This window comes from Rhodococcus sp. AG1013, from assembly GCF_003350365.1.
Lineage (GTDB): Bacteria > Actinomycetota > Actinomycetes > Mycobacteriales > Mycobacteriaceae > Prescottella.
This window is the reverse complement of record NZ_QQAT01000016.1, coordinates 1-22,308: the sequence shown is the minus strand read 5'-3', so window position 1 is coordinate 22,308 and position 22,308 is coordinate 1. Positions and strand designations below refer to the sequence as shown.

General features: G+C 67.9%; 21 protein-coding genes. 7 read left to right on the top strand and 14 right to left on the bottom strand.

Features of this window, described 5'->3' with window-relative positions:
• The first annotated feature begins 47 nt into the window (after window positions 1–47).
• Together DEU38_RS18710 and DEU38_RS18705 are read left to right on the top strand one after the other, a co-directional pair.
• Window positions 48–1,706: a DNA repair helicase XPB gene (locus DEU38_RS18710; RefSeq protein ID WP_114722902.1), complete on the top strand. Its 1,659-nt coding sequence runs from the start codon at window positions 48–50 to the stop codon at window positions 1,704–1,706.
• A gap of 12 nt (window positions 1,707–1,718) precedes the next feature.
• A complete protein-coding gene (locus DEU38_RS18705; RefSeq protein ID WP_114722901.1) occupies window positions 1,719–2,390 on the top strand; it encodes a DUF3239 domain-containing protein in 672 nt (223 codons plus the stop codon).
• 69 nt (window positions 2,391–2,459) lie between these two features.
• On the opposite strand, the gene DEU38_RS18700 is transcribed toward DEU38_RS18705, so the two are convergent.
• The 8 genes from DEU38_RS18700 to DEU38_RS18665 are packed head-to-tail and all read right to left on the bottom strand — an operon-like array spanning window position 2,460 to window position 12,472.
• Window positions 2,460–3,695 (bottom strand): lipase family protein, encoded by a 1,236-nt coding sequence (locus DEU38_RS18700; RefSeq protein ID WP_181818845.1) that lies wholly within the window; start codon window positions 3,693–3,695, stop codon window positions 2,460–2,462.
• A 20-nt stretch (window positions 3,696–3,715) separates the two neighbouring features.
• Window positions 3,716–4,885 carry an acyl-CoA dehydrogenase family protein gene (locus DEU38_RS18695; RefSeq protein WP_220181937.1) on the bottom strand — a complete coding sequence of 390 codons (1,170 nt, stop codon included), beginning with the start codon at window positions 4,883–4,885 and terminating at the stop codon, window positions 3,716–3,718.
• Between the two features lie 7 nt (window positions 4,886–4,892).
• Window positions 4,893–5,777 carry an amidohydrolase family protein gene (locus DEU38_RS18690; RefSeq protein ID WP_309473103.1) on the bottom strand — a complete coding sequence of 295 codons (885 nt, stop codon included), beginning with the start codon at window positions 5,775–5,777 and terminating at the stop codon, window positions 4,893–4,895.
• Window positions 5,778–5,823: 46 nt separating this feature from the next.
• The gene (locus DEU38_RS18685; RefSeq protein WP_114723001.1) at window positions 5,824–6,780 is read right to left on the bottom strand and encodes a 3-hydroxyacyl-CoA dehydrogenase NAD-binding domain-containing protein; all 957 of its coding nucleotides are present in this window, start codon (window positions 6,778–6,780) and stop codon (window positions 5,824–5,826) included.
• Window positions 6,777–8,750, bottom strand: coding sequence for an acetoacetate--CoA ligase (locus DEU38_RS18680; RefSeq protein WP_114722898.1), 1,974 nt, complete (start codon window positions 8,748–8,750; stop codon window positions 6,777–6,779). Before DEU38_RS18680 ends, DEU38_RS18685 begins: the two co-directional genes overlap by 4 nt.
• Window positions 8,750–9,547 carry a crotonase/enoyl-CoA hydratase family protein gene (locus DEU38_RS18675; protein ID WP_114722897.1) on the bottom strand — a complete coding sequence of 266 codons (798 nt, stop codon included), beginning with the start codon at window positions 9,545–9,547 and terminating at the stop codon, window positions 8,750–8,752. Before DEU38_RS18675 ends, DEU38_RS18680 begins: the two co-directional genes overlap by 1 nt.
• Window position 9,548: 1 nt before the next feature.
• Entirely contained in the window at window positions 9,549–11,105 is a 1,557-nt protein-coding gene (locus DEU38_RS18670) for a long-chain fatty acid--CoA ligase (protein WP_114722896.1), read from the bottom strand.
• On the bottom strand, window positions 11,105–12,472 hold the full coding sequence (locus DEU38_RS18665) for an MFS transporter (protein WP_114722895.1): 1,368 nt from the start codon (window positions 12,470–12,472) through the stop codon (window positions 11,105–11,107). Before DEU38_RS18665 ends, DEU38_RS18670 begins: the two co-directional genes overlap by 1 nt.
• A 173-nt stretch (window positions 12,473–12,645) precedes the next feature.
• Between DEU38_RS18665 and DEU38_RS18660 the strand changes: the two genes are divergently transcribed.
• A complete protein-coding gene (locus DEU38_RS18660) occupies window positions 12,646–13,482 on the top strand; it encodes a PaaX family transcriptional regulator C-terminal domain-containing protein (RefSeq protein WP_114722894.1) in 837 nt (278 codons plus the stop codon).
• 111 nt (window positions 13,483–13,593) lie between these two features.
• On the opposite strand, the gene DEU38_RS18655 is transcribed toward DEU38_RS18660, so the two are convergent.
• Window positions 13,594–13,830 carry a hypothetical protein gene (locus tag DEU38_RS18655; protein ID WP_114722893.1) on the bottom strand — a complete coding sequence of 79 codons (237 nt, stop codon included), beginning with the start codon at window positions 13,828–13,830 and terminating at the stop codon, window positions 13,594–13,596.
• Between the two features lie 105 nt (window positions 13,831–13,935).
• Complete coding sequence (locus tag DEU38_RS18650; RefSeq protein ID WP_114722892.1) at window positions 13,936–15,192, bottom strand: MCE family protein; 1,257 nt, start codon at window positions 15,190–15,192, stop codon at window positions 13,936–13,938.
• A 174-nt stretch (window positions 15,193–15,366) separates the two neighbouring features.
• On the opposite strand from DEU38_RS18650, the gene DEU38_RS28570 reads away from it, so the two are divergent.
• Window positions 15,367–16,155 (top strand): sigma-70 family RNA polymerase sigma factor, encoded by a 789-nt coding sequence (locus DEU38_RS28570; RefSeq protein WP_181818844.1) that lies wholly within the window; start codon window positions 15,367–15,369, stop codon window positions 16,153–16,155.
• On the opposite strand, the gene DEU38_RS28565 is transcribed toward DEU38_RS28570, so the two are convergent.
• Entirely contained in the window at window positions 16,122–16,724 is a 603-nt protein-coding gene (locus tag DEU38_RS28565) for a carboxymuconolactone decarboxylase family protein (RefSeq protein WP_181818843.1), read from the bottom strand. The genes DEU38_RS28570 and DEU38_RS28565 overlap by 34 nt on opposite strands.
• A gap of 128 nt (window positions 16,725–16,852) precedes the next feature.
• Here DEU38_RS28565 and DEU38_RS18640 point away from each other — a divergent pair, with 128 nt between their 5' ends.
• Genes DEU38_RS18640 through DEU38_RS18630 form a run of 3 tightly spaced genes read left to right on the top strand, consistent with a single transcriptional unit; the run spans window position 16,853 to window position 19,855 of the window.
• Window positions 16,853–18,037, top strand: coding sequence for a pyridoxal phosphate-dependent aminotransferase (locus tag DEU38_RS18640; RefSeq protein WP_114722891.1), 1,185 nt, complete (start codon window positions 16,853–16,855; stop codon window positions 18,035–18,037).
• Window positions 18,034–19,050 carry an AraC family transcriptional regulator gene (locus DEU38_RS18635; protein ID WP_114722890.1) on the top strand — a complete coding sequence of 339 codons (1,017 nt, stop codon included), beginning with the start codon at window positions 18,034–18,036 and terminating at the stop codon, window positions 19,048–19,050. The genes DEU38_RS18640 and DEU38_RS18635 overlap by 4 nt, the downstream gene beginning before the upstream one ends.
• 28 nt (window positions 19,051–19,078) lie before the next feature.
• A complete protein-coding gene (locus DEU38_RS18630) occupies window positions 19,079–19,855 on the top strand; it encodes a pentapeptide repeat-containing protein (RefSeq protein WP_114722889.1) in 777 nt (258 codons plus the stop codon).
• Here DEU38_RS18630 and DEU38_RS18625 read toward each other — a convergent pair.
• The 3 genes from DEU38_RS18625 to DEU38_RS18615 all read right to left on the bottom strand — a co-directional run bounded on the left by DEU38_RS18625 (window position 19,786) and on the right by DEU38_RS18615 (window position 21,887).
• Complete coding sequence (locus tag DEU38_RS18625; RefSeq protein WP_114723000.1) at window positions 19,786–20,199, bottom strand: WhiB family transcriptional regulator; 414 nt, start codon at window positions 20,197–20,199, stop codon at window positions 19,786–19,788. The genes DEU38_RS18630 and DEU38_RS18625 overlap by 70 nt on opposite strands.
• A gap of 148 nt (window positions 20,200–20,347) precedes the next feature.
• Window positions 20,348–20,878, bottom strand: coding sequence for a GtrA family protein (locus DEU38_RS18620; protein WP_258557997.1), 531 nt, complete (start codon window positions 20,876–20,878; stop codon window positions 20,348–20,350).
• 73 nt (window positions 20,879–20,951) lie between these two features.
• A complete protein-coding gene (locus DEU38_RS18615; protein WP_220181936.1) occupies window positions 20,952–21,887 on the bottom strand; it encodes a LysR family transcriptional regulator in 936 nt (311 codons plus the stop codon).
• Between the last annotated feature and the right edge of the window lie 421 nt (window positions 21,888–22,308).

Genomic DNA, 22,308 nt, shown 5'->3' with positions numbered 1-22,308 from the left:
CGCCGCCGTCTGGACAATGGTCTGGTTACCGTTGCTAGGAGGCGCACGTGACCGACGGCCCGCTGATCGTCCAGTCCGACAAGACACTGCTGCTCGAGGTCGATCACGAGCGCGCGAACGACGCCCGGCAGGCGATCGCCCCGTTTGCCGAACTCGAGCGCGCCCCCGAGCACGTCCACACCTACCGGATCACCCCGCTCGCGCTGTGGAATGCCCGCGCCGCCGGGCACGACGCCGAGCAGGTGGTGGACGCCCTCGTCAGCTATTCCCGCTTCGCGGTGCCGCAGCCGCTGCTGGTCGACATCGTCGACACCATGGCCCGGTACGGCCGCCTGCAACTGGTGAAGAGTCCCGTGCACGGGCTGACGCTGATCAGCCTGGACCGGGCGGTGCTCACCGAGGTGATGAGGCACAAGAAGATCGCCCCGATGCTCGGCGCCATGGTCGACGACGACACCGTGATCGTGCATCCCAGCGAGCGCGGGCACCTCAAGCAGATGCTGCTCAAGATCGGCTGGCCCGCCGAGGACCTCGCCGGGTACGTCGACGGCGAGGCCCACCCCATCGACCTCGCGTTCGAGGAGGGGCACTGGCACCTGCGCGACTACCAGGAGATGGCGGCCGACTCGTTCTGGGCCGGCGGCTCCGGCGTCGTCGTGCTCCCCTGCGGCGCCGGCAAGACCATGGTGGGCGCGGCGGCGATGGCCAAGGCCAAGGCGACGACGCTGATCCTGGTCACCAACACTGTCGCGGGCCGGCAGTGGAAGCGCGAGCTGATCGCGCGCACGTCGCTCACCGAGGAGGAGATCGGCGAGTACTCGGGCGAGAAAAAGGAGATCCGCCCGGTCACCATCGCGACCTACCAGGTGATCACCCGCAAGTCGAAGGGCGAGTACAAGCACCTCGAGCTGTTCGACTCCCGCGACTGGGGCCTGGTGATCTACGACGAGGTGCACCTGCTGCCCGCCCCGGTGTTCCGGATGACCGCCGACCTACAGTCGCGTCGACGCCTCGGCCTCACCGCGACACTGGTCCGCGAGGACGGCCGCGAGGGCGACGTGTTCTCCCTCATCGGCCCCAAGCGGTACGACGCGCCGTGGAAGGACATCGAGGCGCAGGGGTGGATCGCGCCCGCCGACTGCATCGAGGTGCGGGTCACGCTCACCGACGCCGAACGCATGGCGTACGCGACGGCCGAGCCGGAGGAGCGCTACAAGCTGTGCTCGACGGCCCGGACCAAGCACGCCGTCGTGAAGTCGATCCTGGACCGGCACCCGGGTGCGCCGACCCTGGTGATCGGCGCCTACCTGGACCAGCTCGAGGAGCTGGGCGAGGAACTCGACGCCCCGGTCATCCAGGGTTCCACGCGAAACAAGGAACGCGAGCTCCTCTTCGACAAGTTCCGTGCTGGCGAGATCCAGACCCTCGTGGTCAGCAAGGTCGCGAACTTCTCCATCGACCTGCCGGAGGCGTCGGTGGCGGTGCAGGTGTCGGGCACGTTCGGCTCCCGGCAGGAGGAGGCGCAGCGGCTGGGCCGACTCCTGCGGCCGAAGCACGACGGCGGTCAGGCACACTTCTACTCGGTGGTCGCTCGGGACACACTCGACGCCGAGTACGCCGCCCACCGCCAACGCTTCCTCGCCGAACAGGGCTACGCGTACCGCATCACGGACGCCGACGACCTGCTCGGCCCGACCATCGGATAGGACTTCACCCCCGTGCGACGCTTCGAGTTCCCCGTCGACAAGCTTCACGCCAAGTCCGTCAACGAGACCCTCGCAGATCTCCGGCGGCTGCAGTGGTCGGCCGCGGTGATGGCGGTCGCCCTCGGCGCCGGCGCCGCCGGACTGTTCGTCCTGGGCCAGCCGTGGTCGTACATCCTCGGCGCCGTCCTCGCGGTGTGCGCGGTGACGTCGCTGTGGATGGTGGTGTGGACGCCGCGCAAGGTCGGCAGCATCGACGAGCTGTACGCCAAGGGCAACCTGGTGCCGGCCGTGGTGTCGGAGATCCACCCCCGCGGGTACACGCTGCTCTCGTTGCTCGACATCGCCAAGCCCGACGCCACCGAACCGCACTACGCGCTCGCGACCCGCACCGTCCGCGCCCTGCCCGGCCGGGGCTGGACCGTGGGCAAGAAGATCCCGTCGGTGTCGGTGCTGGGCGACCGCAGCTCGCGGGGCAACGGCGACACGTGGCAGATGGTGAGTTTCATGCCGATCGCCTGGGGCACCCGCGACAGCAAGGTGCTCACGCAGGCCACCGCCCGCATCGACGATGTGGAGTGGAATCTGCTGCGCAAGAACATCTCGATGTCGGAGAAGGTGCGCGGGTCGAGCAACCAGTTCGTCCTGGTCGATCCGGCAGAGCTGCCGAACGAACTGCGCGGATAGCCCGGTCCGACCCGCCCCCGAGAGGCACGGGGCGGACCGGGCGTCAGTAACCGGGTCCGGGACCGGCGATCACGGCTGCGGGCAGTTGCTCGGTGCGGCCTTCCCGGCGAACCGGTCTGCGGCCCATGCGGGGAACTGCTTCGCCGCCTCGGGAACGACGGACTCGTGGTCGAGTCCGGGGAACTCGCGGTAGTCGGACTCGGTTCCGGTGCGGCACAGTCCCTCCTGCTCGCGTGACGTCAGTGCAACGGGGGTGGTCGTGTCGTCCGATCCCTGATAGATGACGAACGGCATGGACCCTGCGGGCCGGAAGTCGTCGACGGCGGTGAAGGCCTTCCACCAACTACCGTCCGGCGACATCGCGCCCGGCTGGTACGCGTCACGCAAAGATGCAGCGCTGCTCCAGATGTCGAAGCAGCCGTCGCTGAGCACCGGAAGCTGCTCCATCGCCGGGGCCGTGAGGAAATCGCCGTAACGCAGATCCGGGTAGGCCGCCTTGATGCCCGGCAGGGTGGAGATGACGTAGCCCGCCAACTCCGGACTCTGCATCGAGTTGAGGGTCAGTTCACGGATGCGGACCGCCGGCGCGATCAATCCAGCTCCCACACCGTCGAATTCGGGGGCGTACGAATCCAGGATCGATTCGACGTGCATCGTCGTCTGTCCGCCCTGCGACCAGCCGTATTCGACGAACCGGTTCGAGGCGTCGATCTCGGGGAGGTTGTGCACAGCGCGCAGGACGTCGAGAGAAGCCCGGGCGTTGACCTCACCGGCCATGTAGTAGGACGGCCCCGGAAGAGCTTGTCCCGGATAGTCACTCATGGCGACCACATATCCCTGGTCGAGAAGTTCGCCGATCGCCGGAACGCGGGACTGATCCCCCTCCCCCAGGCTCCGTCTGGACGGGGCACAGTTGTCGGCCAGCCCGGTGGTCTCGTGGTTCCACAGCACCATGTCGCGGGGACCGTCGCCCTTGGACAGCGGAACGTAGATCTCCCCGGATACGTACTTCCGGACTCCGGGCTGGATTTCGGAGACGTAGACGATGTTCCAGCCCTGGCTTCCCTCCGGAGCGTCGGACCGGGGCTGGACCGAGTGAACATCGCCCGGCTTCGCGTCGGCGGGCGGCTGCTCCCCGACGTCCCAGAAGGTCGTCCCGGCCGGTCCCGCGGGCGCGGACAGCGAGATCGACTCGGGCTCGGATGCGTTCGCGCCGCCACAGGCGGTGAGCGTGAAGGCCGCGACCGAGAAGGCGACGGCCGCCTTGGCGACGACCGATGGTGCATGCTGCGCCGTACCTGACATTGGTTGCTCCATTCTGTGTGCTATCGAGCTCGTCCGTGGAAGAGGTGGCGGGCGATGACGATCCGCTGGATCTGATTGGTTCCCTCGTAGATCTGGGTGATCTTCGCGTCGCGCATCATTCGCTCCACCGGAAAGTCCTTGACATACCCTGCGCCACCGAGGATTTGAACAGCGTCGGTGGTCACCGCCATGGCGGTGTCGGAGGCGAAGCACTTGGCCATCGCGCCCGCCGACCCGATCTCCCGGTGTCCACGGTCGCAGGCGATCGCGGCGGCCCACGTGAGCAGCCGGGACGCCCGCACCTTCGTCTCCATGTCGGCCGCCATGAACTGGATGCCCTGGAACTCGGAGATCGGGGAACCGAACTGTTCACGTTCGGCCGCATAGGACACCGCGGCGTCCAGGGCGCCCTGTGCGATACCGACTGCCTGCGCCGCCACGGCCGTCCGGGTCCGGTCCAGCGTCCCGAGGGCGATGCGCATGCCACGGCCGGGCTCGCCGACCATGCGGTCGCCGGGAACGAACACGTCCTCGAATGTGACCTCCCGGGTCGGAGATCCCTTCAGGCCCATCTTCCGCTCCGGCGCCCCGAACACGATCCCCTCATCCGCGGCCTCCACCACGAACGCAGAGATCCCCTTGGCGCCGGCGGCCGGGTCGGTCGAGGCGAACACGACGTAGACGTCGGCACGACCCGCGTTGGTGATCCACCGCTTCGTTCCCTTCAGCAGCCAGCCGCCGTCCGTCTGCCTGGCCCGGACCTTCATGCTCGCGATGTCGCTGCCGGCCTCGGGCTCGCTGAGCGCGAAGGCCCCGAGATGCTCACCGGACGCGATCCTCGGCAGGTACCGGGCCTTGAGCTCCTCCGAGCCCGCGAGCAGGAGCGGGATGGCGAAGAGTTCGTTGCCGCCGGCGACCTGCTGCGTAGTTGCGCACGCGCGGGCGATCTCCTCGGCGACGATCGCGGAGGCGAGGTGGTCTCCGCCCTGCCCGCCGTACGCCTCGGGGATGCCGATCGCGTGCAACCCGCTCGCGGTCACCGCCGCCAGTGACCGCTCCGGGAACTCTCCCGACTCGTCTACCGCGGCGGCGTGCGGCGCCACCTGACGATTCGCTACCTCGGCGGCCATCTCCCGGAGGTCCCGGTGCTCGTCGTCGAGGAGCCATTCGGCCTCGGCGCTCGTCCTCACCGCTGCCTCACCGCCCCGTGGGTCGGTCGAGTCCGAGCACCCGGATAGCGTTCTCCTTCATCACCAGGGGCATGACGTCGTCCTTGATGCCCAGTTCCGCGAAGTCAGCCATCCACCGATCCGGCGTCAGCACCGGATAGTCGGATCCGAAGAGCGCCTTGTGCTTGAGCAGCGAGTTGATGTTGCGAACGAGCTGCGGCGGGAAGTACTTCGGCGACCAACCCGACAGGTCGACGTACACGTTCGCCTTGTGGGTGGCCATGGAGATCGAGGAGTCGACCCACGGGACCGAGGGGTGGGCGAGGATCATCGTCAGCGTCGGGAAGTCGGCTGCGACGTCGTCGAGCAGCATCGGGTCCGAGTACCGCAGTTTGATGCCGCGGCCACCCGGCAGACCGGCACCGATCCCGGTCTGCCCGGTATGGAAGAGCGTCACGAGCCCGTGCTCGGCGCACGCCTCGTAGATCGGGTAGTAGATCGGGTCGTTGGGCAGAAATCCCTGCAGGCTGGGGTGGAACTTCATGCCCCGAACGCCGTAGTCCCTCGCCAGGGTCGTGATCCGGGCGACGGCAGTGCCGACGTCGTGCGGGTCCACGGATCCGAAGGGGATCAGGACGTCGGGGTGCTCGGCGGCCTTCGCCGCGATCTCCTCACTGGAGACCGGCGGGTGCCCGCCGAGTGCGGTGCGCGCGTCGACGGTGAACACCACGGCGGCCATGTTGCGCTCGCGGTAGTACTCGGCGAGGTCGTCGACGGTGGGCGTGCGGTTGACCCCGGGCTTGAAGTACTTGGCCGAGGCGTCGAGCAGTTCCTGGTCGAGCGAGCAGTGGTGCGCACCGTCCGCTTCGACGTGGGTGTGCACGTCGATGGCGGTGATGGCGTCGAGATCGATTGCGGGAGAGTACATCGTTATTCCTCTGTGGATCGGGTGGGAACTGTCAGGGGAGGTTTCGGCCGGCGCGTTTGAGTCGCATGATGTCGACCAGCAATCGGTCGCGGTCCGCGACCAGGCCGGCCTGGTCTACCCCCGCCATCTCGTCGTCCATGCCGGCGACGAGTTTGTCGGCGAGTTCCGGGGTGAGCTGCGGCGTCCCGAGGTCGTCCATCCACTTCTGGGTTGGTGGGCCCAGATGTTCCAGCAGATGCCGCAGGCCGCCCTTCCCACCGGAAAGGTGCTGTGCGGTAAGTGGTCCGAGGATGGCCCAGCGCAGTCCCGGCCCGTTCGAGATGGCGGTGTCGATGTCGGCGACGGATACCACACCGCGGTCCACCAGCGAGTAGGCCTCGCGCCAGAGGGCGGCTTGCAACCGGTTGGTGACATGCCCGGGGATCTCGGCGCGGACGAGGATCGGCTTCTTGCCGACCAGGCGGTAGAAGTCGAGCGCCGCCTGCGCCGTCTCGGGCAGCGTGGCCCCGCCCGGTACCACCTCGACGAGCGGAATGATGTGCGCGGGGTTGAACGGGTGGCCCACCAGCACACGGCCGGGATCGACCGAACACGCGGCCTGCAGCGCGCTGGGCTCGAGACCCGACGTCGACGACGCGATGATCACGCCCGGGCGCGCCGCGGCGTCGATCTCCGCGAGCAGCGCACCCTTCGCGTCCAGTCTCTCGGGGCCGTTCTCCTGGACGAAATCGGCGTCGCGCGCAGCCTCGGCGGCGGTCGCGACGAACCGGAGATCACCACGCTCGGACACCGCGGATCCGGTGAGTTCGGTGACGAGATCGCTGGTTTCGTCGAGATAGGACCGGAGCCGCGCCTCGGCTCCGTCGGCCGGATCGGTGGCGACGACGTCGAGACCGGCGGCGAGGAAGCCTGCCACCCACGCCGCGCCGATGACGCCGGTCCCGATCACCGCGACGGTCCGGATCTGCGCCGCGGCCGGGGCGCTCATCCGATCGCTCCCGTGACGCTCCACGCGACGAACGCGTCGAGGGCTTCCGGTTGTGCCAGCGAACCGGGTGCCGCGACGCTGTCCGGCGAGGCCCCGAGAAGGATCCGTTTGACCGGGATCTCGAGCTTCTTCCCGGTCCGGTTGTACGGCACCACCGCGACGGGATGGATCTCGTCCGGGATGTGCCGCGGCGACAGCGCCGTTCGCAGAGTCGTCGAGACGGTCCTCCTCAGCGCGTCGTCGACCTCCACGCCGGGGTCGGTCACGACGAACAGGACCAGGCGGCCCATCCCGCCGTCGGCGTCCTCGAGGTGGACGACGAGGGAGTCGGCGATGCCGGGCAGCTCCTCGACCACGCGGTAGAACTCGGCGGTGCCGAGCCGGACACCACCACGGTTGAGAGTCGCATCGGACCGGCCGGTGACGACTGCACCGCCCTCCGGGTCGAAGCGGATCCAGTCGCCGTGCCGCCACGCCCCCGGATAGGTGTCGAAGTATGTGCTTCGGTATCGGGAGCCGTCGTCGTCGCCCCAGAACTTCACCGGCATCGACGGCACCGGCAGCGTGATGACGAGTTCGCCGAGCTCACCGACCACCTCGTTGCCGTCCCCGTCGTACGCGGCCGCCGCGAAACCGAGGCTCGGCCCGGACATCTCGCCCGCGTAGACCGGGGTCATCGGCGAGGCCTGGATGATGCCGGTGCACACGTCCGTGCCGCCGCTGCCGACGTTGAGGAGCACGCCGGGGCCGAAGCGGTCGGAGATCCACTCGTAGCCCTCCCGCGGCAGCGGGCTGCCGGCGGCGCCGAACTGCCGGACAGCCGAGAGATCGAATTCGATTGTGGGATCGAGACCTTCGCGTCGGCACGCCATGACCACGCCCGGGCTCATGCCCATCACCGTCGCCCCGGTCTCAGCGGCTACCCGCCACTGGTGACCCGAGTCCGGGTACATGGGGTTGCCGTCGATCATGACGATCGACGACCGCACCAGCAGTCCGCCGACCAGGGAGTTCCACATCATCCACGCCGTGGTGCTGAACCAGGAGAACGTGTCCCCAGGCCCGAGATCGAAGTGGAGGGCGTGGTTCTTGAGGGTCTCGAGCAGAATGCCGCCGTGGCCGTGCACGATGGCCTTGGGCTTGCCGGTGGTGCCGGACGAGAACAGCACCACGAGCGGGTGGTCGAACGGGACCGGCTCGACATCGGGCATCGCCCCCGGTGCACCGGCCTCACCGCGCCCCAGGTCGTTCCAGGCCACGACGTCGTCGGTGACGACGTGCTCGCCGTAGGCGACCGAGACCACCGTGGAGACCCCCGGGAGATTCTCGCGGATGTGGGCGACCTCGTCACGACGATCGACGGTCTTGGATCCGTACGTGTAGCCGCCGACGACGAACAGCACCTTGGGGCCGATCTGACCGAACCGGTCCACGACGCTGTGGGCGCCGAACTCGGGTGCGCATGCCGCCCAGATCGCGCCGAGGCTCACCGTGGCGAGGAACGCGACGAGCGCCTCGGGGGCGTTGGGCAGGTAGCCGGCGACCCGGTCGCCGCGGCCCACCCCGAGGTCGACGAGGCCGGCCCGCACGCGGCGGACCTCGTCGCGCAGTTGACCGAAGGTCATCGTGATGTCGGCGCGGGTCTGCGACGTGGCCACGACGGCGACCGCGTCCAGGTCCACTTCGGTTCCGAGAGAGTGCTCGGTGTAGTTGAGGAGTGCGCCGGTAAACCACCGCGCGCCGGGCATCACCCGGGCCTCGAGCACCTGGCGGTACGGGCGGTGGGTGACGACGCCGAAATGGTCCCAGATCGCCGCCCAGAATCCCTCGACGTCCTCGACCGACCACCGGTAGAGGTCGTCCCAGTTCTCCACCCGCACACCGCGCTCGGCTCCGAGCCAGTCCATGAAGGCCCCGACCCGCGTGGTGTCCCGGGCGTCTGCGGGCACGGACCGCAGGATCGCCGCCATCAGTTCGCCCCTCCGTCCGCGGTGCGGACCTTTGGCCCACGGCCGGTGAGGAACTCGTTCATCCGATGCTTGGCTTCCTGGCTGGACTGCGCGACGGCGGCCATGAGCGACTCCATCATCAGCCCCTCGTCCGGGCCGACCTCGGCGATCCGTGGAAGGGCGTGCATCACCGAGTAGTTGGTGACGGGAGAGTTCGAGGCGATCTTCCCGGCGAGCTCGCGGGCCAGGTTGTCGCCACCACCGTTGTCGACGAGATAGGTTGCGAGGCCGACACGTTCGCCCTCTTCTGCGGTGAGGACCCTACCCGTGAGCATCATGTCCTGCATCCGGGCGACGCCGATCAACCGCGGAACCCGCACCGAGGCACCGCCGCCCACGAACAGCCCGCGCTGTCCTTCCGGCAGCGCGAAGAACGCGCTTCGCTCCGCCACTCGGATGTGCGCGGCGCTGGCGAGTTCGAGTCCGCCACCGACGACCGCACCGCGCAGGACCGCGACCACGGGGATCGTGCCGCCCGCCATCTCGCCGAGCGACTTGTGCCACATACGGGAGTGATGGAGTCCGGCGACGGCGTCCCGGTCCGAGAGCTCCGAGAGGTCGAGGCCGGCGCAGAAGTGATCGCCGGACGAGGTCAGGACGATGGCACGCACGCCCTCGGGGGGCGTCCGGAAGAAGTCACCGAGGGAGAGAACGGTCTTGTCGTCGAGGGCATTTCGCTTGTGCGGTCGGTCCAGGGTGAGGATGCCGATGTCGCCGCGCTGGTCGAAGACGAGGGATTCGGAGATGGCGGTGGTCATATCAATTCAACGCCTTGCTGATCGTGCAGATCTGTTGTACGGAATCGGAGTGAGCGCCGAGTGCGGTGCCGGCGCGGAGGTCTTGCTTGCGCACCTTTCCGGAGCCGGTGCGAGGTAGGGCAGGAACGAACGACACCAGTTTCGGAACCTTGTACCGGGCCAGTCGCTCGGTCGCGAAGGCCAGGAGGGCGTCCCGGTCGAGACCCGAGCCCTCCCGCCGGACGACGTGGGCATGACCCACCTCGCCCCAACGGTCGTCCGGGGCGCCGACGACCGCGGCCTCGAGAACGTCGGGGTGCTGGAACAGCACGCTTTCGACCTCGGCCGGGTAGACGTTCTCACCGCCCGAGATGTACATGTCCTTCATGCGGTCGACGACGAAGACGAACCCGTCGTCGTCCATGTACGCGATGTCGCCGGAGTGGAACCAGCAGTCGTCGGTGAAGGCCGCCGCGGTCGCCTCGGGATTGTTCCAGTAACCGGGGGTGACGTTCGGCCCCCGGATGATCACCTCCCCTGCCGTGCCTCGGGGGCATTCCTCGCCGATGTCGTCGACGATCTTGACCTCGTCGAACATCACCTGCTGCCCCGCCGAACCTGCCTTGCGGACCGCGTCCCCGGGAGCGAGGAAGGTTGCGCCGGGCGCGGTCTCGGTGAGGCCGTAACCCTGGCAGAAGGTGACACCCTTCGCGCGGTAGGTGTCGATGAGGCGCACCGGAATCGGGGCCCCGCCCGACATGACGCTGCGGATGGAACTCAGGTCCGCGTCCTCCCAGCGCGGCGAGTGTGCGAGGTCCGCGAACATCGTTGTGACCCCGAACATCCATGTGATCCGGTGACGTTCGATGAGGTCGAGGGCGACGTCGACGTCCCACTTCGGGGTGATAACGCTCGTGCCGCCCTTGAGGAACACCGTCAGGACGAGCTGGTCGAGGGCGGCGACGTGGAACAACGGGGCGGACACGAGCGCCACCTCGTCGGACGTGACGTCGAGGTCGAGGAGCAGGTTGACGCTGTTCCACAACAGGTTCTCGTGAGTGAGGATCGCGCCCTTCGGACGACCCGTCGTGCCGGAGGTGTACAGAACGAAGGCGGGATCGTGCCCGCCGACCTCGGCGGCGCCGATCGGATCACCGGGCGTATCCACCGATTCGGTCGACCACACCACGTCCTCGACGACGACGCCGTCGACTCCTAGCGAATCCGCGGTCGCCCGCGACTCGGGGGCGACGAGGAGCACAGAGACCCCGGCATCGGTCAGCTGGTAGTCCAGCTCGGGAGCCGAGAGGCGGTGGTTGAGCGGAAGGAAGACGGCCCCGAGCCGGACCACCGCGAGCATCGTTTCGACGAATGCCGGGTGGTTGGGACCCAGATAGGCGACCCGGTCCCCCTGTCCCACCCCGCACCGCGCGAGCTGTGCGGCCCTGACGAGGACGCGGTTGTGGACCTCGCGGTAGCTGAGCTCGGTGTCCCGGTAGACCAGCGCCACCGAGTCACCGCTCATCCGAGCCCGCCGCTCGGACAGTGTGGCCAGGCCCGGACGGTAGCCGCCCCGCATCACGCCACCCCCGCCGCGGGTGCGCCGGCGGGACGCGAGTCGGGGGCGACGACCTCGTCGGCCCCGACCTTCGACAGCCGCCGATTCTTGGTCTCGCCGAGCTTCGCGATACAGACGATGCTCAGCCCGGAGGTCACGGCGATGACGACGGACAGCGCGACGGTGCTGGTGCCGCCGTTCGAGCGCATGATCTCGGCGAACAGGACCGGGGAGATGCCCGCACCGAGACCCGCGAGCTGGTACCCGAGCGAGGCGCCGGTGTAGCGGTACTCGGTGCTGAAGAGCTCGGTGTAGAGGCCGGCGAGCGGGCCGTAGACCATCGGGTGGACGATCGCCTGGCCGACCACCATCGCGAGCACGATGAGCGGGAAGCTCTTCGATCCGATCAGGGGGAACAACGCGAATCCCCACGCGATGATGCCGACGGAGCCGGCGACGACCATCGGCAGCCTGCCGATCTTGTCGGAGAGGGCCGACCACCCGATGATGCCGAAGATCGACAGGAACGACGAGATGGTGAGCGCGTTGAGGATCTCCTGGCGCGGGACCCCGGACTGCACGCCGAACGCGATCGAGTAGGTGGTCAACGCGCCCTGGAACACGAAGGCCCCGAGACCGACGCCGACCGAGAGCAGCAGCGTCTTGGGCTGATCCTTGAACACCCGCAGCAGCGGGACACCGGCGGTCGGCGTGCGCTCACGGGCGGCAACGAATTCGGGCGACTCGTCGACCTTGGCGCGGACGACCAGACCGATGACCAGCAGCAGGAGGCTGAACAGGAACGGTAGGCGCCAACCCCACTCGACGAAGGCGTCGTTGCCCACGATGGCGATCGTGGAGGTGATGACGATCGTGGAGGTGAGGGTGCCGGTCGGCGCGCCGGCGTTGGTGAAGCTGGCCCAGAATCCGCGGCGCGAGTCCGCGTGCTCGGCCGACATGAGGACTGCGCCGCCCCACTCGCCGCCGAGCGCGATGCCCTGGACCACACGCAGGAGCACCAGGAGGATCGGGGCGATGACACCGGCGGTGGCGTACGTCGGGAGCACACCGATCAGTGCACTCGCGATGCCCATGATCGACATCGTCATCACGAGCATCTTCTTGCGGCCGAGCCTGTCGCCGAAGTGCCCGAAGACGATGCCGCCGAGCGGTCGAGCCAGATAGCCGGCGGCGAAGGTGGCCAGGCTCGCCAGCGTGCCGACGAGCGGGGCCATGTTGGAGAAGAACACGTCCTTGAAGACCACCGCAGCGCAGGTGGCATAGACGAAGAAGTCGAAGTACTCGATGACACTTCCGAGGAAGCTCGACGCGGCGGCGCGCTTGAGCATCGTCGGGTCCTTTGCCGCCTCGGGATGACTCTGATCCATGGGGAAACCTCACTGGGGAGTGGTCTGGACGGACGGCGAATCCGGACTCAACCGTGATCCACCTCACTCACTGACGCGCCGAATACTATGCACTTTCATTACGTAGCGTCAATGACATGAGTTGTAATTGACTTGGCGGGACACCCTCCGGGCGCGACAACTACACTCCACGCATGCGGTATAACCCCACTGCAGAGCCCATCGACAGGGTCGACGCCACCCCCCAGTCGCTCCTGCTCGCGTTCCTGGGAATGCACCTGCTCTGGAAGCCGATCGCCATCAGTGGCGCGTCCATTGTCGAGGTGTTCGGCTGGCTCGACGTCGGCCAGTCGGCCACTCGGTCACTACTCGCCCGGATGACGGATCGACGGCTGCTGGAGCGACACAAGTTGGGCCGCAAGACCTACTACGCCCTGACCGAGCACGGGACATCCGTGCTCGAGGACGGATCGAAGAAGGTGTGGCGCGGCGTAGGGGACGCGGACTGGGACGGCCTGTGGACGACGGTCGCACTGTCGGTGCCCGAGGATTCGCGCCATCTGCGCCACCGGGCCCGCTCACGATTGAGTTGGGCCGGTTTCGGGAACACCGCCTCGGGACTCTGGGTGGCACCCCGCCGGCACGAGGTAGCCACGATCCTCGGCCCGGAGTTCGCCGATGTCGACCTCACGGTGCTGGTCGGCCGGGTCATCCCGCCCACGACCGACGAAGCGCTGGTGACCTCGGCATTCGACCTCGACGAGATCGCCGCCCGTTACACCGGATTCACGTCACGGTGGCAGAACCAGGACACCTCGGGACCGACCCGTGAACATGCCTTCGCCACGCGGGTGCGACTACAGGCGGAGTGGCTCTCCATCACGCGGACCGATCCCCTACTACCCATTCCGCTACTTCCGGACAATTGGCCGGCGGGTGACGCCGAGCGACTCTTCCGCATCCTCGACGCGACCTTGGATCGAGCCTCCATCGGCATAGAGGCGGACGGACTCGACTCGATCGCACTGTGAGCGCCATGCTCCCGGCATCGAACAACCAATTGGTTGCAACGGCCTCGGCCGAACTAGCGACCGAATTGCACTGATGGGATTCGCCCCAGTCCAATCCGGGTGGTGACGTCGTCAGATCATCAGCGCCGCAAGGCCGACGCCGCCGACGGTAACGAGAGCCATTGTCATTGCGAGGGTCACCGAACCCACCAGCAGAACCGTCGCGACAGCCGGCACCGCGGCAACCATCAGCATCAGAACGACCCACCACAGCACGGCCGGAATCGGGTTCGACCTCCGAAGATCGAAGTCCTGCAACAAGGCTGGACGAATTTCATCGGGTAGAGACCCGTTCGATCGGAGTTCCATACGAGGTGACCTCCTACTAGGGGGTCACCTCAGTCTCTCGCACATCGGCGGATTTCGCAGGTCGGTTCCGCATTTCCCACTGTGTCCCGTTCACGGATAGGGTCGTCAGCGCGGCGGAGCGATGCCCATGAGGGTCGCGAGCGCGGACGCAATCGGGTTGAGGTTCAACGCATCCGGGGCCTGCTTGGGCTTCGCGTCCCACGGCTGCGACACCGTCGGGTCGGCGAGGACCGCACGCTCGGCATTGCGCACACCGGTGACGCTGCCCTGCGGGACGAGGCACCGGACATCGGAGGAGAACGGGAAGTCGTCGCGGGTGTCGTCGAAGTCCGGGTCACGACGCTTCATCTCGGCGAGCGTCTCGTGGGTGCTCTCGTAGCCGAGGGTGCACGCCGGCGGGTTGTTGGTCTCGAGAACGAGGCCGAAGTGGATGGTGCCGTCACCCGGCGCCACGGCACGCGCCGCCACCGGCAGCGCCGGCAGCAACTGCAGCGCGGTCCGCAGGTAGGCCTCGCGCCCCGGCGCGAGCGAGACGATCTGCCGGGTGTTCGACAGCACCTCGGTGAGGTCGGCGCCGCTGTCGCGGACCAGCGCCCCCACCTGCTCACTGGTGGCGGCGCCGGTGCCGATCAGCCGGCGCACGTCCGGGTCGCTCGAGCGCAACTGCGCGGTGAGCGCGTCGAGGTCGGAGCTGAACGAACGGATCGACGACACCTGGTCCGCCTGGCTGTCGAGCACGGTGCGACCGTCGGAGACGAGGTCGAGGGTCTGCGGCAACGCGGCGGAGGCCTCGCGGGTGAAGTCGGCCAGCGAGTCGACGACGGTCCGCAGGTTGTCGCCCTGGCCGTCGAACGCCTTCCCGAGTTCGGTCGCGACGGCGTGCAGGCTGTCGGTCGGGACTGATCGCGCGAGCGAGTCGACCGATGCGATGAGGTCCTCGACCGGGATCGGGACTGCGGCGTCGTCGACGTCGATCACCGACCCGTCCCGCAGGTACGGCCCGGAGTCTCGGTCGGGCCGCAGATCCACGTACTGCTCACCGATCGCCGACCGGTTGGCGACCACCGCCGCCGCGGACGCGGGCACGTCCGGCCCGTCGTTGTCGAGGTGCAGTTCCACCCGGACCCCGTCGGCAGTGAGCGTGAGGTCGCCGACCCGGCCCACCGGCACACCCCGGTACGTCACCTCGGCGTTGGTGAAGATGCCACCCGACGACGGCAGGTCCACGTAGACGGAGTACTGCCCGAAACCCATCAGGTTGTCGAGCCGAACATAGCGTCCGCCCACGAAGATCACGCTCAGGATCGCGAGCACCACGAACGCGCTCAGCTGCCACCTGGCCAGCTTCGACACCGTGTTCAACGTCGACGGCCCTCCACCACTCGCCACTCAAAGCATGTCGGCGAGATCACCGGAACCGCCCTGCTGTTACCCGGACAACACGCTAGCGGTAGCCGTTACCGATGTTCACATTAATGTGATCGGGCTTACAAAGTGGACATTTGTCCAACACGGGGGCGGACGTAGGATCACGGCATGAGCGTCGCGCCACTCGCGGAGTCGTTCGAGTCGCACCGCAGCCACCTGCTGTCCGCGGCGTACCGCCTCACCGGCAGCGTGAGCGACGCCGAGGACGCCGTGCAGGACGCCTGGCTGCGACTGGCCGCTGCCGACACCGCGGCCATCCGCGACCTGCGCGCGTGGCTGACCACCGTCGTCGACCGAATCTGCCTGGACCGCCTCCACTCGGCGACGGCGCGCCGCGAACGGTACGTCGGACAGTGGCCGCCCGAGCCGATCGGCACCGACCTGACGCCGTCGAACACGCCGGATCCACTGGAATCGGTTGTCCGGCAAGAAGCAAACCGTATGGCGGCGATGGTCGTGCTGGACGCCCTCTCCCCCGCCCAGCGGGTGGCGTTCGTCCTGCACGACGGCTTCGCGGTGCCGTTCGACGAGATCGCGGGCGTGCTGTCGGTGAACGTTCCGTCCGCTCGGCAGCTCGCGTCCCGCGCCCGGCGCGCGGTCGCCGCCGCACCGCCGCCGGTCCCCGATGCCGCGCACGCGGAGGTCGTCACCCGACTGCTCTCCGCGATGGCGGCCGGCGACCTCGACGCGGTCGTCGCCGCGCTGCACCCGTATCGGTCGACGACCAACCGGGGTCCTCGGCCACGGCTCCCCCGGCGACGACGTCCACCCCGGTTCTCCGGGGCTGGTCACCGCGTTCACGGCCGGCGACGGCAAGGTGCGGTCCGCGTACGACATCGCGAACCGCGAGAAGTTGCGCGGGATCAGGCTTTCCGTTCCCGATCCGCCGTCCCCTGATCCGTCGCCCAGGGCACCCGGCACGCATCGCCGGAGTCGAACCCCTGGTCGTGGATGCCGAGCGCCGAGTACATCCGCGACCGCATGTTCTCGAGCCCGATCTGGTAGGTCAGCTCCACGACGCCGTCGCGTCCGAACCGCCGTTCGAGCTCGGCCACCTGCTCGTCGGTCGCGGTCGTGGGAGTCTCGGTCATGGCGTCGGCGTACGCGATCGCGATCCGCTCGTCCTCGGTGTACAGGGGCGAGTCCGCATAGTCTGCGATGTGCTGCAGGCGCTCCACGTCCAGTCCCTCGAACCTCTGGAGCATCGTGCCGAAGTCGATGCACCACGAGCAGCCGACGGTCCATGCCACCCGGTACACCGCGATGTCGCGGACATTGGGCGGCAGCACGGTCGAGGCCTTCCGGGCGCCCATCTCGTGAGCGGCCGACACCGCGAACAGCTTGCGATGGTTGGCGACCACCGCGAAGGGCTCGGGCACCTCGCCGTACCGGCGACCCACGTACTTGTACGCGGCCTTGATCAGGGGGCCGGCTTCCTGCGGGGACACAGGGGCAATACGAGGCATGATCTCCTCCGTCGTCTCGACCGTCGTCGGGCGCCGGTGCGCGCCCGTCCACCCCTAGGACGATGCAGCACCCGAGAACGTGACACACCGAGTTCGTTCGACGACGTCCACGCCGCTACGCTGGACAAATGCCCGCAGCGCCACGTTCCCGCACCGTCTCGCGACTGCAACCGTTCGCGTCCACCATCTTCGCCGAGATGACAGCGCTGGCCACCGAGCACGACGCGATCAACCTGGGCCAGGGCTACCCGGACACCGACGGCCCGACGGCGATGCTCGAGACGGCGCGCCGTGCCATCGCGGACGGCCTCAACCAGTACCCGCCGGGTCCGGGCATGCCGGTGCTGCGGCAGGCCATCGTCGCCGACCGCGCCGTCCGGTACGGCATCTCGCACGAGCCCAACTCCGAGGTCCTGGTCACCGTCGGCGCCACCGAGGCGATCAGTGCCGCGATCCTCGGGCTCGTCGAGCCCGGCGAGGAGGTGGTGCTGATCGAGCCGTACTACGACTCGTACGCCGCCGCCGTCGCGCTGGCCGGGGCGGTCCGCCGGGCCGTGCCGATGGTGCGGGACGGCGACAGCTTCGCCCTCGACCTCGACGCCCTGCGGGCCGCGATCACCCCGAACACCCGGATGCTGGTGGTCAATTCGCCGCACAACCCCACCGGGACGGTGCTCACCGAGGCCGAGCTGATCGCGGTCGCCGAACTGGCGTGCGAGCACGACCTGTTGGTCCTCAGCGACGAGGTGTACGAACACCTGGTCTTCGACGGCCGCACGCACACCCCGATGGCGTCGCTGCCGGGGATGTACGAGCGCACCGTCACCGTGTCGAGCGCCGCGAAGACGTTCAACGTCACCGGCTGGAAGACCGGCTGGGCGCTCGGGCCCGCGGAACTGATCGACGCCGTCCGCGCCGCCAAGCAGTTCATGTCGTTCGTGGCCGGCGGCCCGTTCCAGCCCGCCGTCGCGTACGCGCTCGAGCACGAGCAGGCATGGGTGCGGTCCATGCGCGACGAACTGCAGCGCAAACGCGATCTGCTCGCGACGGCGCTGCGGGACACCGGATTCGACGTCTATTCGGGCGGCGGCACGTACTTCCTGTGCGCCGACATCAGCGCGTTCGGTACCCGCGACGGCGTCGAGTTCTGCCGGACGCTGCCGCAGCGGGTGGGGGTCGCGGCGGTGCCGATCAGTGTGTTCACCGACCGCCCCGATCAGTGGAATCACTTGGTGCGCTTCGCGTTCTGCAAGCGCGAGGACGTGCTGTCGGAGGCGGTGTCGCGCCTGCGCCGGCTCGAGGTGCCGCGGTGAGTCTGGCGACGATCCCGGCAGACTTCCTCCGTCGTGCGCTGCATCTCGCCGAATCGGCCGGGGCCGACCTGGCCGCCACGCTCGAGGCGTCGGGGATCGACGTGGCCTCGCTCGAGGATCCCCGCACCCGACTGACACCGGAGCAGGTCACGGCGTTCACCCAGGCCACGTGGCAGCTCACCGACGACGAACTGTTCGGTATCGGCGCGTCGCCGGTGCCGCGCGGGACGTTCCGGCTGATCTGCCTGTCGCTGATCCACCGACCCGATCTCGGTAGTGCCCTCGAACGGATGGCCGACGTGACACGGGCGCTGCCGGTGCCGCCGCTCACCCTCGTCCCCGGCGACGAGTCCACCCGCCTCGAGGTGCGCGTCGAGGTCCGCGACGGCGCCGTCTCCCCCGAGTTCGCCGACGAGGCCTTCCGGCTGGTCACGGACTTCGAACTGATCCTGCTGCACCGGTTCGCGGCCTGGCTGGTGGGCCGGCGCGTGAAGCTGCGGTCCGTGCTCATCCCCTACCCGCAGCCCGAGGCTCAGTTCGCGAAGCACTACGACACCATCTTCGGTGTCCCCGTCACGTTCGACGCGAGCGTGGCCTCACTCGAGTTCGACAACGCGATCCTGCGCGCGCCGCTCATCCAGGACGAGCAGAGCCTCGCCGAGTACCTGCGCGAGTCGCCGAATCTCCTTCTCTCCGCACGTGACTACGACAGCACCGCGTCCGCACAGGTCCGTCGGGTCCTGGAGATGGGTGTGCGCGGGCGGACGTGCACAGCTGAGGAGATCGCGGAAATGCTCTCCATCAGCGTGCCGCACCTGCGCCGGTTGCTGCGCCAGGAGGGCACCTCGCTCAACACCCTTCGCGAGGAAGTGCTGCGCGACGCCGCCATCGCCGCGCTGCGACGCGGCGAACCCGTCGACGAACTCTCGACCCGCCTCGGCTTCTCGGAGCCCAGCGCCTTCCGCCGCGCGTTCAAACGCTGGACCGGATCGACGCCCGGCGCCTACCGCTAGATCCCGCCCCGACTCCTATAGTGGGCGCGTGACGACGCGCAGGAGTGCAGGCGAAAGCGCTGCGATGCTTCGCCGCCGGTGGGACCCGGATCAACTGGCCGACGTGCGGCGTCAACTGGAGTTGCAGGCCCGGATCGTCCGGGGTCCGCACCTGATCGCGTCACCACAGGGCACCACACCGCAGGGCCTGCTGGACCTGCGTGGCCTGACGCCGCGGACCGCGGACGATCTGTCCATCAGGTACCTGTCCGTGGAGCGTCTCGATCTCAGTCACGCCCGGGGACGGTTGCACGTCTTCGAGACGGAGGTCAGGGACAGTTGCTTCGACAGGATCTCGGCGTCGGACAGCCTGCTGGACCGACTGTTCGAGCGATGCAGCTTCCGCTCGGCCCGCCTCTCGAAGTCGCGGATCGGGCGTCGACTGGTCGACTGCGACTTCACCGGAGCGTCGCTCCGGAAGCTCACCCTCGGCGAGAACACCGTGTTCGAGCGATGCACCCTCGACGCGGCCGACCTCACCGACGCCACGCTCATCGGCGGACGATTCGTCGACTGCACGTTCGACGGGGTCACCGTCTCGCCGCTGACCACGTTCGACCGGTGCGAGTTTCGCGGCACCCTGCCCGGCCTGGATGCCGCGCGGCGCACCCGCTGCACCCACGACGGCGTTCCCGTGCCGGCCCGATGGGAGGGACAATCCGCCGCGCGGGAACTCGAAGACGAGTACCTCGACCGCTACCGCCGAGCCGTTCGGGACGGGGACGCCGACACGATGCCGCTCGGTCCCGAGTCGCCACCGCAGTGAGCGACACCCGACCTTCCGACTCGGCTGCATCCGAACACCGTGTTCCTGCGCGGTCGACCTCGGGACCGCTTGCGGGCGACGACAACCCCCTGTCGAAGGATCTCACCACCCCACACACCCCACGGCTCGGCGCGATCGAGCGCGTCGCTCAGACAGCGGGAACGGACAGCGCATCCCCCACACAGCCCCTTGGCACGTTCGAGATCGGCCGGCGACTCGGCGAACCACAGATCGGGATCACCTGCCCTGCAGGGTAACTTCCGGTCGGCTGCCCCGCCGGTCCCCGGTCCGACGGGAAGTGAGCAGTTCCCGTGGCGTAGTCGGCCTGCCTCGATGACGATCATGTGGACCGCGCCTCCTCGATTCACGGCACGGGGGTGCTCCCGTGTCCACCGGTACTGACCCGGGCCGGCCACGGAATTCATCGCGTCGTACAGCCAGGCGATACTGAATCCCGCGACCCCGGCCCCGATGCCGCTTGCGGCGACGACGTCAGCGTCCGGCTTCCAGCACCGGTTCGTCACACTCCTGTTGCGGCGTCACTGGATCCGGGAACACGAACTTGCGCATTGCCCACCAACGGAACACCGTCGCGAGGAGGGTGCCCACGATTGTGGCGCTGATGAAGTCGGCAAGGTTCTCCACGACCAGCGACACATGTGGTGTCTGGAGAGCGAAGACATACCGCGACACCGCCAGCGGTAGCTGGTTGATCACCAGCCCGACAGCTGCCACGACGAAGAACAGGGCTGCCTCGTGCCGACGCTCTCGACCTCCGCGGGCGGTGAATGCCCACTCTCGATTGAGGACGTATGACAGCACGGTGGCCAGCAGCACCGCCACAACATTGGCTGTTACCGGCTTGCCGTCCAGGATCGTCCACTTCAAACCGAAGAACAGCACGCACGTGACGACGAACGCGATCGATCCCACTGTCAGGAATTTCAACAGTTCCGCGTTGCGTACGAACACAGACAACAACCGACTCGGCATGCGCCCGGCGACGATCCTGGTGAGGAACATCAAGACAGGTTAACCGAGGCGCTGCTGGGATCTCCGAAGACGCCGTGAAAGTCGTTCTCCCTGACGCCACACGCTACGACGATGCCGGCGAGAACGACGCGATCGCTCGAGCGGTGTTTTCAGCGATCGCGTCGTCGAGCAGGGCGTGGAACGCGGCGGACACGCGAGTCGGAGCCAGGTTCGAGCGGTGCGCGAGGCTGACAGTGCGAGTCAGTTGTGGTGCGGTCAGGCGCGTAATCCTCAAGCCCGGGTAGTGGAGGGCCGCCATCATGGGTGCGACGCTCACCCCTATTCCGTGGGCGACGAATCGTAGAACTGCATCCAATTCGGCACCTTCCACGACGGTGTGCGTTTGCAGTCCAGCGGTGGCGAAGGCGTGGTCGACGGTGACGCGCAGGTCGTAGTTGTCGTGACACGCCACGAGTTCTTCGTTGGCAAGCTCCGCGAGCGTCATCGAATGGTGGGATGTCAACGGCGGTTTGCTCGCAGAGGAGACAATCACAAGTTCCTCGCTCAGGAGGGGTGTCAGGACGAGTCCGGACCCCTTGTCGGTTCGTTCCGCGACAACCAGCGCCAGGTCGAGCTCGCCCTGATCGAGTTTGGTTACGAGGGTGCGCGATCCGGCCTCCGTGAGGTGTAGCTCGATGCCCGGGTACTTGGCATGGAACTGACTGAGGACGTCGGCAACAAGGCTGATGCACAGACTTGGGGTGGCTCCCAGCCGGAGCCTGCCTTTGATCAATCCGTTGAGTTCCGCGATCTGCCGATATGCCTCCGCGCGGTCTTCGAGCATGCGAATAGCGACGGGCAGCAGTGCTTCGCCGGCATCGGTGAGTGTGACGGTTCCCGCCCCTCGGTCGAACAGTCGGGTGCCGACATCCTTTTCGAGTGCGGCTATCTGGCGGCTGAGGGACGGCTGAGCGATGCCGACCTCGTCGGCTGCCCGGGTGAAATGCCCACTTCTCGTGACCGCGACAAAGCAGGCCAATTGATCCAGGGTCACGCCCATAGCGTAAATGCATTAGGTCGATGGTTTGAATGCATTGGAGATATCGGATTCGGGGATCTAGCGTCGGCTGCCACAGGGGTGTCGGAGGTCGTTTCGGGAAGGGGCTGAGGTCGTGAATGCACAGTGGTCGTGACCCTGTCCCACTCGTCTCACGGCCTTCCGGCACCGTCCACAGCACACACCACGTCCGGAGTCCACAATCCAACCGATGCCCTGGAGGCAACCATGCTCGCGATTGTGATCGAAGCTCTCCTCGCACTCGCCGTTCTGATGACGACTTGGTTCTGCGTCTACGTGATCTACCGCCTCGTGACCGACAAGTCCGGCTAGACGGTATGTAGTGACACACGACTTGTCGTGAGTTCACTCCAAGTGGTCGGCGTCCCTCGGTTGGTGAGGATGTGGCCGGCGTGGGGGTCGA

Coding starts and splice junctions, on each gene's coding strand:
- DEU38_RS18660 (WP_114722894.1), top strand. CDS start 12,646: ATGCGGTATAACCCCACTGCAGAGCCCATCGACAGGGTCGACGCCACC.
- DEU38_RS28565 (WP_181818843.1), bottom strand. CDS start 16,724: ATGCCTCGTATTGCCCCTGTGTCCCCGCAGGAAGCCGGCCCCCTGATC.
- DEU38_RS18625 (WP_114723000.1), bottom strand. CDS start 20,199: ATGATCGTCATCGAGGCAGGCCGACTACGCCACGGGAACTGCTCACTT.
- DEU38_RS18670 (WP_114722896.1), bottom strand. CDS start 11,105: ATGCGGGGCGGCTACCGTCCGGGCCTGGCCACACTGTCCGAGCGGCGG.
- DEU38_RS18665 (WP_114722895.1), bottom strand. CDS start 12,472: ATGGATCAGAGTCATCCCGAGGCGGCAAAGGACCCGACGATGCTCAAG.
- DEU38_RS18675 (WP_114722897.1), bottom strand. CDS start 9,547: ATGACCACCGCCATCTCCGAATCCCTCGTCTTCGACCAGCGCGGCGAC.
- DEU38_RS18700 (WP_181818845.1), bottom strand. CDS start 3,695: ATGTCAGGTACGGCGCAGCATGCACCATCGGTCGTCGCCAAGGCGGCC.
- DEU38_RS18680 (WP_114722898.1), bottom strand. CDS start 8,750: ATGGCGGCGATCCTGCGGTCCGTGCCCGCAGACGCCCGGGACACCACG.
- DEU38_RS18655 (WP_114722893.1), bottom strand. CDS start 13,830: ATGGAACTCCGATCGAACGGGTCTCTACCCGATGAAATTCGTCCAGCC.
- DEU38_RS18685 (WP_114723001.1), bottom strand. CDS start 6,780: ATGAGCGCCCCGGCCGCGGCGCAGATCCGGACCGTCGCGGTGATCGGG.
- DEU38_RS18615 (WP_220181936.1), bottom strand. CDS start 21,887: ATGGGCGTGACCCTGGATCAATTGGCCTGCTTTGTCGCGGTCACGAGA.
- DEU38_RS28570 (WP_181818844.1), top strand. CDS start 15,367: ATGAGCGTCGCGCCACTCGCGGAGTCGTTCGAGTCGCACCGCAGCCAC.
- DEU38_RS18620 (WP_258557997.1), bottom strand. CDS start 20,878: ATGTTCCTCACCAGGATCGTCGCCGGGCGCATGCCGAGTCGGTTGTTG.
- DEU38_RS18640 (WP_114722891.1), top strand. CDS start 16,853: ATGCCCGCAGCGCCACGTTCCCGCACCGTCTCGCGACTGCAACCGTTC.